Raw genomic sequence first — 16,843 nt, 5'->3', positions numbered from 1 at the left:
ATTCTGCTCAAGGAACGCCTGCGACGAGGTTAAAGAACTCCACCGCGTATGTCGTAAACGGGAGCACGGGGAACGGCGGCGATGATCGCGCATGCAGCGCGACGCGCCGCCGCACAAGAAAGCAAGCGCAGCAGGGGAATCGACTTGAATCGTCAGCAATCGTGGACGCGTACGGCGGCGCCCGGAGAAATCATCTACTCCGAGGGCTTTGCGGGTGAGCCCGTCATCTTCTTGATCACCGACGGCAAGGTCGAGCTGTCCACGCGATGCGAGGACAAGCGCGTCGTCGTCGCGACACTCGGCCGCGGCGAGTTCTTCGGTGAATCGGCATTGCTCGCGGCCGAGCCGCGCGCTCATACCGCGAAGGCCCTTTCATTCTGTCAGCTCACGGTCGTGCCGGCCGGCATGCTCGACGAAGAAATCGAGCGCGTGTCGGCGCTGCTGCGCCACATCGTGCGAACGATGATCCGCCGCGTGAAGCGCAAGGACGACCAGCTCGCCACCTACACCCATGCCGACTTCATGCCGGGCGTGCTGTCGTATGCGCATGTGCTGTCGCTGATGGCGGGCGCCGAAGCGCGCGATGGCGGCGATTCGTGGGTGCGCCGGCCGATGCAGGCCCATGCGGCCGAAACCTCGGTGCCGCTCGCCGAAGTGATCCGCAAATGCCGCGCGATCGCCGGCCATTCGCGGCCGCACGTGCTCGCGATGCTGCGACGCATGGAGAAGCTCAATCTCGTCACGGTCGAAGCGGCGCAGGCGGACCATGCGGGCGGGGCGGTCGACTATGCGGCGTCGTCGGATGCGCGCCAGGTCGTCACGTTCGACGCCGCGCGCGTGATCGATCGCGCACAGCAGGTGGCCGATCACGATCTCGACCTGTCGATCAACAGCGAACTCGAACTCATCGAACTGGCCGATCTCGAAGCGCTGATCGGCGTCGAGAAGACGATGCTGCTCAACAAGCTGTCGAACGGCGAGATTGCCGACGAGTTGTTCGCGTTCCGCAAATCGAAGGTGCTCAGTTACGTCGAACAGAAGGGCGTGACGTACTTCTCGCGGCGCAACGCGCGACGCGGAGAGGTGCGCTCGCTGGAGGATCTCGTGACGATCGACCAGCGCACGCTGTTCGACGTCATCAGCACGTTCGACACCTACGATCTCGCGAAGTTGATCGCGAATCTCGACGATCGCGCGGTGGCCGACAAGCTGTTCTCCGTGATGACCGAGGCGCGCCGTAACGAGGTGTCGTGGGTGATGCGTCGCGAGCTCAAGCTCGATCCGGTGGAGATCGAGGATATCGAGCAGCGCGTGCTGGATGCCGTTCGCGCGGCGAAGGCGCCGGCGGTGGGCGCCGTGCCTGTCGCATCGGCATCGGACGCATGACGAGGAGACGCGCATGGACCTGTTGACCCTGGCCGGTGTGCTGTTGGGCGGCGCGGCGATCGTGTTCGGTTTCGCGCTGGAAGGCGGGCATTTCTCGATGCTGTTCCAGTTCGAGGCGCTCATCATCGTGCTCGGCGGCACGCTCGGCGCTGTGATGATCCAGAACACGTGGGCACGCTTCTTCGACGCGGTGAAACAGCTGCGGCTCGCGTTCGTCCGTGCGCGCGAGGTCGATCGCAAGAACCTGTCCGACCTGCTCGAATGGGGCGACCGCGCGAAGCTCGACGGGCTGCTCGCATTCGAATCGATGGACGTGAGCGGCATTCATCCGTTCGCGCGCCGCGGGCTCGAACTGCTGGCGAACGGCGTATCGACTGCGGTGCTCGAAGACGCGTTGCAGCGCGAACTCGATGCCTACGAACGCAGCCGCCTCGCCGCCGCGCGTGTATGGCAGCAGGCGGGCGGCTATGCGCCGACGTTCGGCATTCTCGGGTCGGTGCTCGGGCTCGTGCAGGTGACGAGCCATATGCTCGAACCGGCTCAGCTCGGGCCGGGCATCGCGGTTGCGTTCATCGCGACGCTGTACGGGCTGGCGTTCGCCAACCTCGTGTTCCTGCCGCTTTACGGCAAGCTGCGCGCGCAGATCGACAGCGAGCTGCGGTTTCGCAAGCTGTATCTCGACGGCTTGCTCGCGATCTCGCGCAAGGAATCGCCGCATACGATCGAGACGCGCCTGACCGGCGACGTGCGCGGTCGCGCGGTCGAATCGCTCGCGTGATGCGCGTGTGTCGTACGACGAACCCGGAATGCCAACCGCATGACTGCCCGAACTGACGGCGCATCCGCCGCCGATCGCGACGACGACGAACTCGAAGGCGCGCAATCCGGCCGCTGGCTGATTTCGTACGCGGATCTCATCACGACGCTGATGGTGCTGTTTCTCGCGTTGTACGTACTCCAGCTCGCGAAGTACAACGCGCTCGATGCGCGGTACCAGACGCTCGCGCGGCATGCGGAAAGTGCGGTGAGTGCATCCGCTGCTGCTACCGCTGCCGTGACACCCGAACACGCACCGCCGTGGCTCGCCTTGCTCGATTCGTTGAAGTCGAACGGCCGGATCTCGCTCGTGAAGGCGCCGCATGGCGTCGAGATCGGCATCGACGCGAAGATCCTGTTCAACGTAGGCGATGCGCGCCTGCTGCCCGATTCGTCGCCGGTGCTGAACCAGATCGCGCAGGCACTGAGCGATCACGCAACCGGCGAGATTCTCGTCGAAGGCCACACCGACAGCGTGCCGATCGCGAACGCGAAATACGAATCGAACTGGGAGCTGTCGTCGGCGCGCGCGGGGAGCGTCGTGCGCTACCTGACCGAGCGCGGTGTCGCCCCGCACCGGCTCGCGGCGATCGGGCGGGCCGATACGCAGCCGCTCGTCGCGGGGGACGATGCCGCCGCGCGGGCGCGCAACCGGCGTGTCACGATCTTCGTTGCATATTGATTCGCGCTGAATTTTCGTTGCTCGCGCATCTATAAGCGGCCGCATATGCTTGCCTGACAACAACATAACGAATCTCGCATGATGAACATGTGAGATCAGCGATGCGGTTCTGCGCGTGCATGCCGATAACCCAAACTGGCTCAGACCGAGCGGTTATCGAGGGTTCCCCATGCATTTCTGGCGCAAGCTTTCCATACAGAACAAGCTGATTCTCAGCATGACGAGTTGCCTGCTCGTGTTCGTCGCGATCTCGAGCGGACTCAGCATCCGCCTGATCGGCAACGCGGTGCGTGATCGTGTCGTGCGCGAAGAGCTGCCGACGGCCGTGAACGGCATCCGCGCCGACGTGCAGCGCCAGATGGCCGGGCCGATCGCCGCGTCGCGGATTCTCGCGCGCGATGCGTTCCTGCTGCAATGGGAAGCTGAGGGCGAACCCGATGCCGGCACGCGCAACTGGATCCAGCTCGCGAAGAACGTGAAGGACGAGCAGAAGGCGGCGTCGGTGCAGTGGGTGTCCGTGAAGAGCGGCAACTACTACAACGAGTCCGGCCTGCAGCGGAAGGTGACGGACAAGGATCAGTGGCTGACCGGCTTCCTGTCGTCCGGCAAGGCGTTCGACGTGAACATGGATCGAGAGGTGACGGTCGGCGGCTACATGATGTTCATCAACAGCCGTGTTGAACTCGATGGCGTGCCGATCGGTGCGGCCTGTATGAGCCTGTCCGTCGATGCGCTTGCGAAGGGTATTGCTGCGTATCGAATCGGCGAGACCGGGTTCGCGTATCTCGTGCGTCCCGACGGCGCGATCATGATGCATCGCGATTCGTCGCTGATCGACGGCAAGCATTTCATGAAGGATCAGCAGGGGTTGCCGGGGGATGCGTCGGCGACGCTGTTGGCTGGGCAGCCGTATGCGTACCTGAGCTACAACGGTGATGGCGGTGCGCGTTTCATCGCGACTTCGTTCATTCCGGAGTTGAATGCGTATGTGGTTGTCGAGGTGCCGCAGGCCGAGTTGCTCGGGCCGGTGACGCGTGCGATTCGCAGCGCGGCGCTGGTTGCGGCGGTGGTGGGGCTGGGTGTCGCGCTGCTCGTGATCTGGCTGGTGGGGCGTGCGATTGCTGCGCCGATTCGTCGCGCGGCGACGCTGCTGTCGGAGATCGCCAGCGGTCAGGGTGACCTCACGCGCCGGATGACGGTCGAGAGCCAGGACGAGATCGGGCAGTTGTCGGATGCGTTCAACCGGTTCGTGTCGTCGCTGTCGACGCTGGTGCACAGCATTCGCGCGGCTTCGTCGTCGATTGCGACCGGGTCGGCGCAGATTGCTACCGGGAATGCGGACCTCAGCGAACGTACCGAAGGGCAGTCGAGCAACCTGGAGCGCACGGCTTCGTCGATGGAAGAGATCACGGCCGTGGTGCGGAACAACACTGAAACGGCGACGACGGCCGCGAAGATGATCAACGGTGCCGCCGATACGGCGGCGCGCGGCGGGCAGGTGGTGGGTGAAGTCGTGACCACGATGCAGGAGATCAGCGACGCGTCGCAGCGGATCTCCGAGATCATCGTGATGATCGACAGTATTTCGTTTCAGACGAATATTCTGGCGCTGAATGCGGCTGTGGAAGCGGCGCGGGCCGGGGAGCAGGGGCGCGGGTTTGCGGTGGTGGCTTCTGAGGTGCGGAATCTGGCGCAGCGCAGTGCGCAGGCGGCGAAGGAGATCAAGACGCTGATCGAGCATAGCGCGGGGACGGTGAATACCGGGTCGCGGCTGGTGAGCGAGGCGGGGAAGGTGATGCGCGATGTCGTGTCGCAGGTTCAAGGCGTGAGCGCGATGATGAGCGAGATCGCTGAGGCTAGCCTGGAACAGAGCGCCGGGATCGATCAGATCGGGGACGCGGTGCAGTCGCTCGATCAGATGACGCAGCAGAATGCGGCGCTGGTGGAAGAAAGCGCGGCGGCTGCGGCGAGCTTGAAGCAGCAGGCGGCGGAGTTGACCCGGCTGGTGTCGGCTTTCAAGGTGGATGATTAAAGTCTGATTCGCGATTTAGAATAAGGCGTTTCTGTGGGACGGCTGTCGTGGATTCACGGCAGCCGTTTTTGCATGTCGGAGCGGGATTGGGTAACGCTTATAAAAATGAAACGCATTTCCAAGTGGAAGATCGGGGTGGGGGCGGCGGTGCTCGTCGCGGTTGCGGCTACAGTGGGGGCGAAGGTGATTGCGTCGCCTACCGATTCTTATCTCGCCTATCGGAAGAAAGCCGTCGACGCGATTACAGCGGCACGGATGGAAGATCAAGCGGATCTGGACAAGAAATACACCGCTGAGGTGAATGCGCGGCTGGTTAAGCTTGTCGGGACGGTTAGGGCGAAAGGGTTTTCCTCAAAGACGGGGAGTACCGTGGAGACCCTCGTCATCGACAACGGGATGACGCCCGGGCCGGATGGACTGCGCTTGAAGTCGAATGACGGGAAGGTGAATCTCGTTGTGACGACGGTTCCGCTTTTGAAGGCCTGGGTGGCGACGGCGGATGCGGGGATCAAGTCCACGGACGATGTTGCCGTTATCTTCGATAACGAGACGTTTTATACCGACGTACTTGGTGGCGACGCCGCGGAGTATCGGTTTGCCGAATTGCCCGTGAAGCGGAAACCGGTTGATGCGGTAGTGAAGGCGTTGCTGCTGGGTGACAGCCAGGACGGGATGCCGGATGGGCCGAATACGTTGATGGTGTCGGTCAGGCAGGGTGTGCGGGTTTATCTCATGTGGCGGGATGCGACGTTGCCAACGATTGTCGCTTGCAGTGCGGGGCACGTGGCCGAGGAACAAAGGCCAGCCTGTTACGCGCAGCAACTGCCCAAGCAGAGGCGCTATTCACGGTTTGTGTCGGAAGCGCAAGCGATGGTCGATGCGGTTGCTCAATAGGATGCAATTGTCTCTATGGTCGTTGAGTCGAGTGATATCACGAGGGGATCGGAGTCGACCGGATTTTTGAGAGGTTCGACAGTACCGGAAGCATCGCAGACAATCAGTGTCTGAAGACCGGACCGTCATCGATGTTGAGCACTGCTTCATCGCCGGGTACTTCAATTGCCCTTTTGCACAGCTTTGTCTGTCATGACTATCGCCTTTGAGTCTCCCGACCAGCCCGACGTGATCGCCCTCATCGCCGATCTGGATGCATACCAGGACACCCTGTATCCGCCTGAAAGTCGGCACGCTCTGGATGTCGCGTCGCTGAAGCAATCCAATGTGTTGTTCGCCGTTGCGCGGGACAGCGAAGGTAAAGCAATGGGGTGCGGGGCGATTGTCCTCAACCCTGACTTCGGTGAATTGAAGCGGATGTATGTCAGCCCGCGTGGTCGTGGGCAGGGCGTGGCGAGGAAACTCATGACGATGCTTGAGTTAAGCGCGGTCGACTCGGGTTGCAAGGTCATCAGGCTAGAGACTGGACCCTATCAACATGAAGCGCTGGCTTTGTATGCGTCTGCCGGATATCAGCGTCGGGGACCGTTTGGTAATTATGCGGACGATCCGTTGAGTGTTTTCATGCAGAAACACATCGCGCCCTGAGTGGCAGGCTCGCGCGGACTCGAAACGGCATCTAGTGATGTCCAGTTGGTCGTCCGGTTTCGGCCATCACGTGCCACTCTTCAACGCAGCCGGGCAGTCACTCGAGCGGCTGTCTTGCACTCGAATGCGGTCGCGCTGCCCAAATCATATTGACCGAAAGAAATCCAGAGTCGGAGGCTCATGTTGCAACAGAATAAAATACGACTCATCGCTCCTGCTTCGAGCGTCGGGCAGATAAACGCAAGGCATGGGAAATGATTGAACGGGTGACACGTTGCTTACGGTTCACCCCCTCCCGATATTCAACAGATCAACTACCAACAGACATTCTCGGCGGCGTATCAATCATACCTTCGACTGAAAGATGCCCGCTGAACAGGAGTTCAGTGAGTCCGGGCCCAGGCATTCCATCTGCCAAATATCCCTAATCAGGCTGAGTGAAAAAATCAGCATCAAGATTTAAATCAGTAAAGACCTATTATTATATGATTGCTTTGCGATATATTGCTCATCCTCGTTATTAAAATACTTCGCGCTCACTTGGTCAACACCCGATTACAGAAGATCCAGATCATGGAAGCTAACATTTCCCTGCTTGTCTATCGAATATGTGGCCACGCGGAACTTAAGCTCATTCGCTATGACATCAGCAATGTGCTTCATAGGTTGTTCGGGGACGATCAGCACCTGAACGATCGGCTTTTTGAGCCTTTCCTTTGCAGGAACGACGTGAACGGAAAGCTGGCCAATTGCTGTGTAGATGCTTTGTGTATCAGAGCTCGTCTTCACTTCAAATAGCAGCGCTCTTTTTTTCTGCTCAACTACTAAATCAATCGCGCGGGATTTTAGGGCTTTACCATTGTTTGAAAATTCTTCTCTAAGAGCCTCGACCACCTTGCCATGATTTGACTTTGGGTATAATCTCCTGGGTTTGTGTGATTTTCGCTCTCCGGTGAATTCCTTGAAGTAGTCATTAAGTTGGTCAAAGCCAGATCTTTGAGTCTTCTCCTGCAAATCATCTCTCGATTTTGAACCGAATTCTGCATCCTCAGCCTTTGATCTGACGGAATCCCGCAACTCACTGGCAAATTCACCAATATCTCTGAGCAGGCTTTGGGAGTTAAGATCTGTTATCAGCAAAAACTCGACTTGCTTACGGCTAGATTGAGCATCTACAGCATGACCTGCCATAGCTTCGAAAGCTAACTCTTTGGGTATCCGATTGAGAACAGTGATGATTCCCCGATGAGCGAGCGAGATTTCGCCAGTTTCGCTATCTTCAAGAAAGGCGCCACCCAGACTCTTCTTTATCTTGGTCGTCGAATAGTTGAATTGCAGGTCAATGAGAAGTGTGCGATTCGAACCAAATTCACCGCGTCCGAACAAATTGACAACTTCGCCATTTTGATTGGTCCAGCTGTGATGCCAAATGGCACCAGGCCCACTATTAAGAAATTTTACGCGCTCAACTATGTGGCCACTTGGGTAGCCAATTGCCCGTTCCTCATAAAGCTGCCCTCTCTTATTCAGATTGTCGCGCAACTTTTTGTCGAATTGTCTTATTCGATAAATCTCTTCAACTTCTTTATAGGCCATCGAGCGTCCCCGCAGTTATTTTGCCGTATTTCAGTTTATCGGAAAATAAAATATTTACATCGCGCAAATCTCCATATTAGATCTACATATTATCCAATCTGATTCGCTCGCCATGGAGCGAGTGGCGAGCGCACAGCTGAAATGAGTCGTTGTAGTAGCGGAAGTCGAACGACGGTTGCGGGATCGGAAGTGAACATTGGCATACATCGAAATTGAACGTTCGTTCCGGGTCGAATGCCGCCACCCACGTTGGGCGGCTGCTGGCCGGGATTGGTCAGGTGCGACCGCCCCCTTTCTGTTGAGCTAGCCGGGTCGCGGCCCAAGCGCTATCGCCGTCTGAATCTTCACGCACCTGGAGTAGCAGCCCACTGGGCGCAGATTGCGGAATCGGCCCCAGCTTTAGGCTGGCTGATGTCAAAGTCGGATAGCGTCTTACCCACAGCGAGAGCGTCGTTCACCCACTTTGGCCGGCGGCCCTTTCCAGACCACGTGTTGCCATGCGCGTCCGCGTACTTCGAGGGCCCGCTTATGGCGGCCTTCGTGATGGCCATCGTTTTGCGAAAATCGTCTTGCGGCGCCGCGTCAATGCCAACGATGCGCAAAAAGAGGGCGGGGTCCGTGGCTTGCAACTCCAGCGCCTTCCGTTTGAGCAGCGCAATCAAGCCATCAAAATCCAACTTACCGCCAGCCGGGTTGTTCCACGTCCTGCGGCGCTGGAGCACAACTACGAAGAAGCCAATCTTCGAGTTCGGAGTCTGCATGTACTGCCCCTTCAACTGCTCGTCCAAGGCCACGAGGTAGTCGGCAACAGTCCAACGCTCGGACATCTTGAGCTCAACAGTGGCTCGAAGTTCACCTACCTGACACAGCACATCGCGCCGGGTTGCCGCTGGAAGGATTGGCTCCAGTGTCACGACATAACGACCGCCGCTTGCATGATTCAACTCGCTCCCGAGAAGTGCCTGGAAGTCTTCTTCGAGGGCCAGGCCTTCGGTTTCCTTCTTGATGTGCTTCATGACCACAAGATTGAACATACGCCGAAGGCTGAATTCGCCATGTTCGATGTCACGTTGTACCGCGAGCAGGTCGTTGTGGACGGCTTGAGCGAAAGCGGTGAATCCAATGGATGGAGGCGCGAAGTCGCGTTCGAACTTGGCGTAGTTCTGCTGGGTGACAGGAACGACGTAGGCTTCCTCTTCGCGCATCTGAAATTGCAACTGCCTGATGTATTTCGCTCGCGCCCCGCTGGTCTTCTCTCGAAGGTCGTCTAGTACGACGTAGGCCGCTTGGGACTTGGCACTTGAGATTACGGGGAGCAGCGAGTCGCGAAGACGCTGTGCGTGATCACGGGCGCCAACGTGAAACACCCGTCCATCTTCGTGAACGATATCATCGGGCTCACGCACGACAGTCACCACCCACTCGTATAGGGCCGCGAGAGCCCTCAGGCCGTCCATGCCTCTCTCTGTTAAGCCGCTCAAACGGCTCCGCTGGTCCTGGCCGACATACGCGGCCAGATCGAATATGAATTCTTCCGCGGCGCGCTGCTCGGCTGCATGCCAACTGTCCCACCGCGCACTGAAGGTTGCCGGGTAATGAAACAGCCAGAACTGCCCCCACACGACCGCGTTTGAGCGGAGGCGCGTCATGGCGCTGATACGGGCCTCAAGATCACTACGCACTTTCTGCTCATCTGTATCCCCAGGTGAGGCGAGAGAACCATGGGTGGGCAGTGGGTCGCGGAAAGCTACAGACATGTGCGACCAAGCTTCGCCTTCGAAAGCGCCTTGGTCTAGATCTGCCCCTTCAACCACCGCGCAGGTCAGGGCAGCTGTAAGCGCATACGAGTCAACGTTAGCTGAGCTTGTCGCGAACGTCCAAGCCGCGCCGGACAGGCCACGCTGAACCGCAGAAGGCGCGTCCGGCAAATGCCGAATCAGAGCATCTGCCTGGGCAGCTGAAACCGCACCGGCGTCTGCCTTGGCCAGTACTTCGTGGAATTCCTCGAGGGCTACCGCCTCATTGGCGCGCACGACGGACCAGAACCACTTCGGATATCCGTTGATTTCAAAGCGACCGTAGGAGAGAGCTCGCTTAACCTCGGTGGTGGACAGCACCGGAAGCTTGGCGCCATCTCCAAGATCAAGGTGAAGCCCCTGAAGGCCGGCGACGGTCACATAGTATGTGGTGTTGCGCTCGTGCTCCTGAAACTTCGGTTCACGCGTGCGCCATATGGCGCTAAGCCCTGCTCGGGCGGCGTTAGCAAGGTCGACGCCCGCTGCCTTTTCGAACGCCGAGAAGTCGCACTCGCCGTAGCGTGCGTCGCGGTTTGTCCGGCATAGCCAATTGGCAATCCAGGCAAGCGCATTCGTGTTCGAGCCGTCTCTCACGCTACCAATTTCGATGGACAGCGCGTCCTTGGACTGTTTGCCCAGCTCCAGCTTCTCTTGCTTCGCCGTTTGGGGCCGAGTAACCGACTTCTGTGCAGCAGCCTTTTCCTTGAACGTGGATACCAGTTCGGTGAATCCAGGCTCGGTAAGCGCATCAACATCGCCATCTTGCCAAAGCGAGTACATCCCGTAGGAGACAAACGTCTTCCAGATTCCTTCATGCGTTCGGTCACTTTGAGCGATGACTGCTTGAAGTAGGTTCCGGCGAACGGCGTCGGACACCTTCAGCGCGGCGCGGAGTTCAGCCTGCTCGCCGCTTCCAAAGTGGAGCTTGCCTTGCGCCTGGTAGTACGTCAGGCACAGCTTGGTGACGCGTTCGACAGGAAGGCTATCGGTTCGAACAACGAGCGCAATCAACTCTTGAACAGCATCTGCAAAGTTGTCGCACCTTTCGTGGTGTTCGTAACGCTTCGCGTCAAAGCTTTTCACCATGCGGCATAGCAACCTCTCGGTGAGCGCCGCAAGTTGCTCCGGGCTTGCGGAGTCAGCGACATCGTGTGTGAGAGCCCAAGTGAGATTGAACCCGCCGCCGTTGCATATGTACTGCTTGCTTGCCAGTTCAGCGATCGTGTCAGCGTCGAATGTCCTCCACGCAAGCTCGCTAAGAAGAAGCTGAAGCGTTCGTTCTTCAAGGTGCGGGCACGTCTTAGCCGCATCAGCGAGTGATTGAGCATCGTCATCTCGTTCGAGCGACATCAGATACACGAGCTCGGCTGGATTTCCTAGCAGCTTCGCGTAGTCGTTGCCATGCTCGGACAGAACCTTGTCACGGAAGACATCCAGACGAGCGTAGGTAGCGATATCGAGAAGCGCGACGCGTGCGTGCCAGTCAGAGCCAACGCTGTCGTAGGCCTCCAGAAGTGTCGGTTCAATTCCGGGCTTTGCGGCTTGCCAGTAGTTCTCCGCCGTCAGAGTGAAATGATTGCGTCCTAACGTGTCGCCGCAAGTGTCCAGCCGCTCCACGCTGCGCTTCAGTGCTGCGCTCGCGTCCGCCAACGGAACTTGCGTACTGCGCAGGTCACCGAAGAACGCAACGGCCTGCGGTTCAACCTCTAGCAACTCCAACCTGCAGTGCACATTGAATGTGGATAGCCAGCCGGCGAGAGTCAGGTACGCTCGATGTACTCCACATTCACCAGTCGCTGCCCTCCACGACAGCGCAGCAACAAGCCGGTGCGCGTCTTCGGGCGACTGAACCAGGGACGAGAGGCGCTTTGCGGCGAGATAGGGAAGCAGTTGATCGGGATAAAGCTTGACCTGATGCTGGCCCGAATCGATGAACAGCCTGGAGCCAAGCAGATACGTCAATGAACTTTCAGAGAGCAAAGAGCCCACGAGCGGCCGGCACGACAGCACTCCATCCTGCACTCTGAGAACATCCGCGGCCAACTCCATATTTGGCAGCTGACAAACGGCCGAAGCTGCCGCGAGCTTCTCCAAAGCCTCGTTCAGGCACTCCGGGGAAGGCCGTCCCACCAGCGTTTCGCGGCGGTCTGAGCGTTGCTGAGCCTGGACAGCAGAAACCATTCGCTCAAAGACGGAGGTTAGGTCGCTAGGCGGATTGGTCACCGGGTCGACGTAAGCCAGTACGTCGAGACTTCCGGGGCCATCCGCGAGTTCATTTAGCCCGAAACGCCGCGCTGCCTCCAGCAATGCCTTGCCGTTAGCGACACTATGGCGATTCTCGAGGTACAACCTCGCCGCCCTCCTTGAGAGGGGAAGTAACCGGAAGACCTTCAAGTGCTCCTTCGGGGCTGACCTCGACTTAACCGTGCTGCCGGCATCGAACACGGCGAGTCCAGCGCTCGGAGCTTCGGTTACTTCCACTTCTTCTGACGTGTCGTCGGGCGACTCGTCGTTCGCGTCGCCCGCATAGAGCGTTGCACGAAGTTCTTCTTGAACAACATCAAGAACAGAAGGCGTGAGAGTAGCGGGGCGCGACGAGAGAATCCAACTGACATCTGCACCTGGACGCCCAACTGCCCTGGACACCCTACGAAGAGCTGACTGTAGCCCCGACTCCCGGCCTAGCACTGCCTCATCCAGAGAATCAACAAACATGTGCAGTCGCTCGGTGGGCGAGGCCTCCCATGCTTCGAATGCTTTGGCTTCGGTGGCTTCAAGAGCGATTTGAAAGTCGAGTTCTTCGAGAAGTCGGTGAAGGGCAACGAACACTGCATGCTGACCGTTGTCACGGAGGCGCTGCGCGCAAGCTCGCAGCTCCGTTGTTTTGCCGAAATTTGCGCGTGCAGTGATGAGCGAGAATCGTCCGGCGAGGAGTTGCTCCCAGCCTAAGTGCTTGCGGCCAAAGATATTCAAGGTCAGAAGCTCCTTGACCGAGTACTCGGTCAAGAGGCTAAAACGTCGTTCTAGGTCGAGATAATCAGTCATCGCGGAGCAGCTCGGTCAGATTCTTCTTCGTTATTGTCGGCTAGGCCGAGTTTGAGCACGGCTGCCTATGTACCTATTTTGGGATTTATCGAAGGCCTGGACAAGCCCCTAGGCTGCGCGGGAGAACTCCGCCAGCGACGTTTCCAGAGCAACTTCCGAAGAACCTGCGCAGTTCTCCGAGGCACGTCTGTTCCCGCGCCACTTACCGCGGAGGTACGCGTGGCGGCTAGGGATCGATTTCCGACGTTAGCGTTGGCGGTAATCGCGCACGAGTGGCGTTCCAACTCAGTCCTTAAGGGACGGCCGCGTGTGGCCGTTCGTCATTCACGCGTTGAGCGCCAACGATCGTGTGCCATACGGCTTAGGAAGAGTCGAGGTTGAAGTACTTCCCGCAATCGAAATAGTTCTGGATCGATCGGCCCTAGCGATTCATAGGGTACAAGTCCTCCGAATCACTGACATGAAGCATCAGGCACGGACACGCTCCCTATACCTAACGGCCAATCCCCCCAATCCCCCATTTCTGAGATGCCAGCACGACTACACTGGTCTTGAAGCCTTGCTTCTCGTCATCGGGAGTAGAACGCATTCCCCTTCGCACCGATGGTCGAACGTAAGCCGTCTTGCCCAACAAGACCCAGCGAAGAAGGGAGAAAGAAGGAGAAACCCAAGGCATCAAAGAAGCGCGGGCCGCATGGGCGGCAACCCATACGACCCGCTGACCACCACCAACTCGAACCAGGAGTCGGAAATGGCTGACGCCAATACTAAGCCACGTCGTAGAAAGAACAAACCGGTCAACATGCAAAAGACGTTTGAGCTGGTCCTGCGCAACTACCCGGACCTTCCCAAGCGAGGCTGGCCGTATCTGCCGTGGATGAAGGCGATCGACATTGATTTCAAGATCTTCGGATTTAGGCCTGGCGACCGCGTATACGTGGACGCCAACTACGCGACCCGGCAGATCACGATCACGCCGGATTACAGCCAGTTGGCGTTGCGAGAGCAGCCGTACCACGATCCTGACCGTGGACCGTCGTCGCTATAACGCCTGCTAGGGCCGCTTGATGCGGCCCTAGCGAGTGGAATGCAGGTGTTTCCCGAATGCGACTGACTGCCGGGGCGACACCGCCCCGGCCATTGCCGCAAACGCCGCGACTCACACCTCCAGCCACCTTCAACAACTGTCACGACCGCAAGGCGCGTGAGGCGACACGGCGCCCGCCGAAACAGTCGAATGGCGTCAAATCATCAAATCAACGCCCACCGGCTTGCCGCTTCACAAGCGCCCCCCGCTGCAACACATACTCGACCCGCGCGCCTTCATCGGCCACGACTCCGATATCCTCAAGCGGATTCCCATCCAACACGACGAGGTCGGCGATCGCCCCCACGGCAACCACCCCAAGCTGCCCCTGCATATTGACGATCTCCGCCGCGACGGTCGTCGCCGACCTGAGCGCTTCCAGATTCCCCAGCACCTCCGCCCGAATCCGAAACTCTCCGCTTTGAAACGCGTGCATTTCCCCGAGCAGATCCGACCCGAACCCCATCTTCACGCCGGCGTTCGCATAGATTTCCAGCGATTCGCGTCCCTTTTGCTGAACGGAAGCCACCTTCGCCACCGAATCCGGCGGCATCCCGAACTCCGCGCCGTGTTTGGCCAACGCGTCATAAGTGACAAGCGTCGGCACGACAAACGCGCCATGCTCGTGCATCAACTTCGCCGCCGCCTCATCCACCAGATTCCCATGCTCGATCGTCCTAACCCCACACCGCACCGCCCGAGCAATCGCCCGCCCCGTATACGCATGCGCCATCACATAAGTATTCGCGGCCTCGGCTTCATCCACGATGGCCCGAATCTCGTCCTCGGAATACTGCGTGTTCGCAATCGGGTCGGTCGGCGAAGCCACGCCACCTGACGCCATGATCTTGATCTGCGTCGCGCCTTTCTGAATTTCTTCACGCACGGCAAGCCGCACACCTTCGACCCCGTCCACCACCCGAGCAATCGCCCCCGTCCTGAAGCAGCAAGAACAAGGCTCCAGCAAATCCCCGCGCGGCCGAAAATCCCCATGCCCGCCGGTCTGCGACAACGCCTTTCCCGACGGAAAAATCCGCGGCCCCGACACCAGCCCGGTTTCGACCGCCTGCATCAAGCTCCAATCAGCACCCCCAGCATCCCGCACGCTGGTAAACCCACGCGACAACATCGCATCGAGAATCGGCAACGATCGAATCGCCGCAAGAATATTCGGCTGCGTCGCATTCACACCGAGATTCGCACTCGAAGCCAGCACGTGCACATGGCAATCGATGAACCCCGGCATCACGGTCTTGCCGCGCACGTCGATCACCTGCGCATTCGGAAAATCCACCGGCCGATCGGTGACTTCGACGATCCGTTCGCCGTCGATCACGACATGATGATGTTCGAGCAGCACGCCCCGTTCGAGATCGAGTACGTTGCCGCCTTGAAGCACGGTAATGGTCATGAAGAGGGATCCTTATCGATTGACGGAAGCACCACGCTTCGCATCCTTCACGAAGCGCGTGCCGATGAAGCTGACGGCCGCCGCGAGCGTCACGTAGAAAGCCGGCGCCATGTTGCTGCCGGTGCGGGCGATGAGCCACGTGATCAGGAACGGCGCGAAGCCGCCGAAGATCGTCACCGCGAAGTTGTAGGCAACGGACAGCCCGGTCGACAGCACCTTGGTCGGGAACAGTTCGGCGAACGCCGCGAGGATCGGCCCCGTGTAGGTCGCGATCAGCACGCCGAACACGGCCTGGAACACGATCAGCGACGTGAACCCGGGCGCATGGTTGATCCACGCGAACATCGGCCACGCGAGCACGAAGATGGCCAGCGCCGAGCCGGACAGGAACACGCGTCGCCCCCACACGTCGGCGAGCCGGCCGACGATCGGCGAGCAGCACATGATCATCAGCCCGCCGACCATGCCGGCCGCGAAACCGGTCGATTGCGGCAGATGCAGCGTGCGCACGGAATACGTCGGCATGTAGAAGAGCAGCACGTAGGTGCAGACGGTCCACAGAATGACCATCGAAAAACTCGCGAACGTCTCGCGCGGGTAGGTGGACAGCACTTCCTTCAGCGGCGAGCTTTCTTTCGCCTGCGCTTCGACGGCACTGAATGCGGGCGTCTCGTCGATATGGCTGCGGATGTAGTAGCCGACGGGCCCGACGATGATCCCGAGCAGGAACGGCAGCCGCCAGCCCCAGCTATGCAGCGCCTGCGTGTCGAGCGACGTCGTGACGAAGGTGCCGGTCGCGGCGCCGAGCAGCACCGCGAAGCCGATGCTCGACTGGATCCAGCTCGAGTAGTACGCGCGCTTCTCCGGCGGCGCGTATTCGGTGAGGAACGCGGTGGCGCCGCCCATCTCGCCGCCGGCCGAGAAGCCTTGCAGCAGCCGCGCGACGACGATCAGCAGCGGCGCGGCGATACCAGCCTGTTCGTAGGTCGGCGCGAGCCCAATGAGCGCGGTGCCGGCGGCCATCATGAGGATGGTGAGCGACAGCGCGGCCTTGCGCCCGACCTTGTCCGCGTAGATGCCGAGCACGATGCCACCGACGGGCCGCATGAAGAAGCCGACGCCGAACGTCGCGACGGTCAGCAGCACGGACGTCAGTTCGTTGCCGGTCGGAAAGAACAGTTTCGCGATGATGACCGCGAAGAAGCTGTAGACGGTGAAATCGAACCATTCGAGACCATTGCCGATCACGGTCGCGACGATGGCGCGGCGGCGCTGCTGCACTGCCGCATCGACGGCAAGCGCGGCGCGCGGGGAAAGCGTTCCTTGCATGGTCTCTTCCTCTATCGGAATCAGAAGACGGGACGGCTGCCCCGCGTGAACCCATGCTAAGGACAGCGCGATTTTTTTCTGAAACGAAAGATTTGCATGCACGCATGCGCTGGGCGCATGC

Annotated in this window: 11 protein-coding genes; 7 read left to right on the top strand and 4 right to left on the bottom strand. The window is 59.5% G+C overall.

Features of this window, described 5'->3' with window-relative positions:
- Positions 1-144 precede the first annotated feature (144 nt).
- From CFB47_RS28675 to CFB47_RS28650, 6 genes are all read left to right on the top strand, one after another.
- Positions 145-1,386 carry a cyclic nucleotide-binding domain-containing protein gene (locus CFB47_RS28675; protein ID WP_089463010.1) on the top strand — a complete coding sequence of 414 codons (1,242 nt, stop codon included), beginning with the start codon at positions 145-147 and terminating at the stop codon, positions 1,384-1,386.
- 13 nt (positions 1,387-1,399) lie between these two features.
- Positions 1,400-2,164 carry a flagellar motor protein gene (locus tag CFB47_RS28670; RefSeq protein ID WP_039344897.1) on the top strand — a complete coding sequence of 255 codons (765 nt, stop codon included), beginning with the start codon at positions 1,400-1,402 and terminating at the stop codon, positions 2,162-2,164.
- A 39-nt stretch (positions 2,165-2,203) separates the two neighbouring features.
- Positions 2,204-2,884: an OmpA family protein gene (locus CFB47_RS28665; RefSeq protein ID WP_089463009.1), complete on the top strand. Its 681-nt coding sequence runs from the start codon at positions 2,204-2,206 to the stop codon at positions 2,882-2,884.
- Positions 2,885-3,053: 169 nt separating this feature from the next.
- Positions 3,054-4,916: a methyl-accepting chemotaxis protein gene (locus CFB47_RS28660; RefSeq protein ID WP_089463008.1), complete on the top strand. Its 1,863-nt coding sequence runs from the start codon at positions 3,054-3,056 to the stop codon at positions 4,914-4,916.
- A 105-nt stretch (positions 4,917-5,021) separates the two neighbouring features.
- Positions 5,022-5,810 (top strand): hypothetical protein, encoded by a 789-nt coding sequence (locus CFB47_RS28655; protein WP_089463575.1) that lies wholly within the window; start codon positions 5,022-5,024, stop codon positions 5,808-5,810.
- A gap of 192 nt (positions 5,811-6,002) precedes the next feature.
- Positions 6,003-6,458, top strand: a complete 456-nt coding sequence (locus tag CFB47_RS28650; protein ID WP_089463007.1) for a GNAT family N-acetyltransferase — start codon at positions 6,003-6,005, stop codon at positions 6,456-6,458.
- 555 nt (positions 6,459-7,013) lie between these two features.
- Here the strand turns inward: CFB47_RS28650 and CFB47_RS40770 are convergent.
- Both CFB47_RS40770 and CFB47_RS40765 read right to left on the bottom strand, forming a co-directional pair.
- Complete coding sequence (locus tag CFB47_RS40770; RefSeq protein ID WP_143330877.1) at positions 7,014-8,054, bottom strand: hypothetical protein; 1,041 nt, start codon at positions 8,052-8,054, stop codon at positions 7,014-7,016.
- Between the two features lie 344 nt (positions 8,055-8,398).
- Positions 8,399-12,895, bottom strand: a complete 4,497-nt coding sequence (locus tag CFB47_RS40765) for an H-NS family nucleoid-associated regulatory protein (protein ID WP_143330876.1) — start codon at positions 12,893-12,895, stop codon at positions 8,399-8,401.
- Positions 12,896-13,589: 694 nt separating this feature from the next.
- Between CFB47_RS40765 and CFB47_RS28630 the strand changes: the two genes are divergently transcribed.
- The gene (locus CFB47_RS28630) at positions 13,590-13,943 is read left to right on the top strand and encodes a hypothetical protein (RefSeq protein WP_256946762.1); all 354 of its coding nucleotides are present in this window, start codon (positions 13,590-13,592) and stop codon (positions 13,941-13,943) included.
- 208 nt (positions 13,944-14,151) lie between these two features.
- On the opposite strand, the gene CFB47_RS28625 is transcribed toward CFB47_RS28630, so the two are convergent.
- Entirely contained in the window at positions 14,152-15,393 is a 1,242-nt protein-coding gene (locus CFB47_RS28625) for an amidohydrolase family protein (protein ID WP_089463004.1), read from the bottom strand.
- A 12-nt stretch (positions 15,394-15,405) separates the two neighbouring features.
- Positions 15,406-16,722, bottom strand: coding sequence for an MFS transporter (locus CFB47_RS28620; protein ID WP_089463003.1), 1,317 nt, complete (start codon positions 16,720-16,722; stop codon positions 15,406-15,408).
- Between the last annotated feature and the right edge of the window lie 121 nt (positions 16,723-16,843).

It is taken from the genome of Burkholderia sp. AU27893, assembly GCF_002223205.1.
GTDB lineage: Bacteria > Pseudomonadota > Gammaproteobacteria > Burkholderiales > Burkholderiaceae > Burkholderia.
This window is presented reverse-complemented; position numbering and strand designations above follow the sequence as displayed.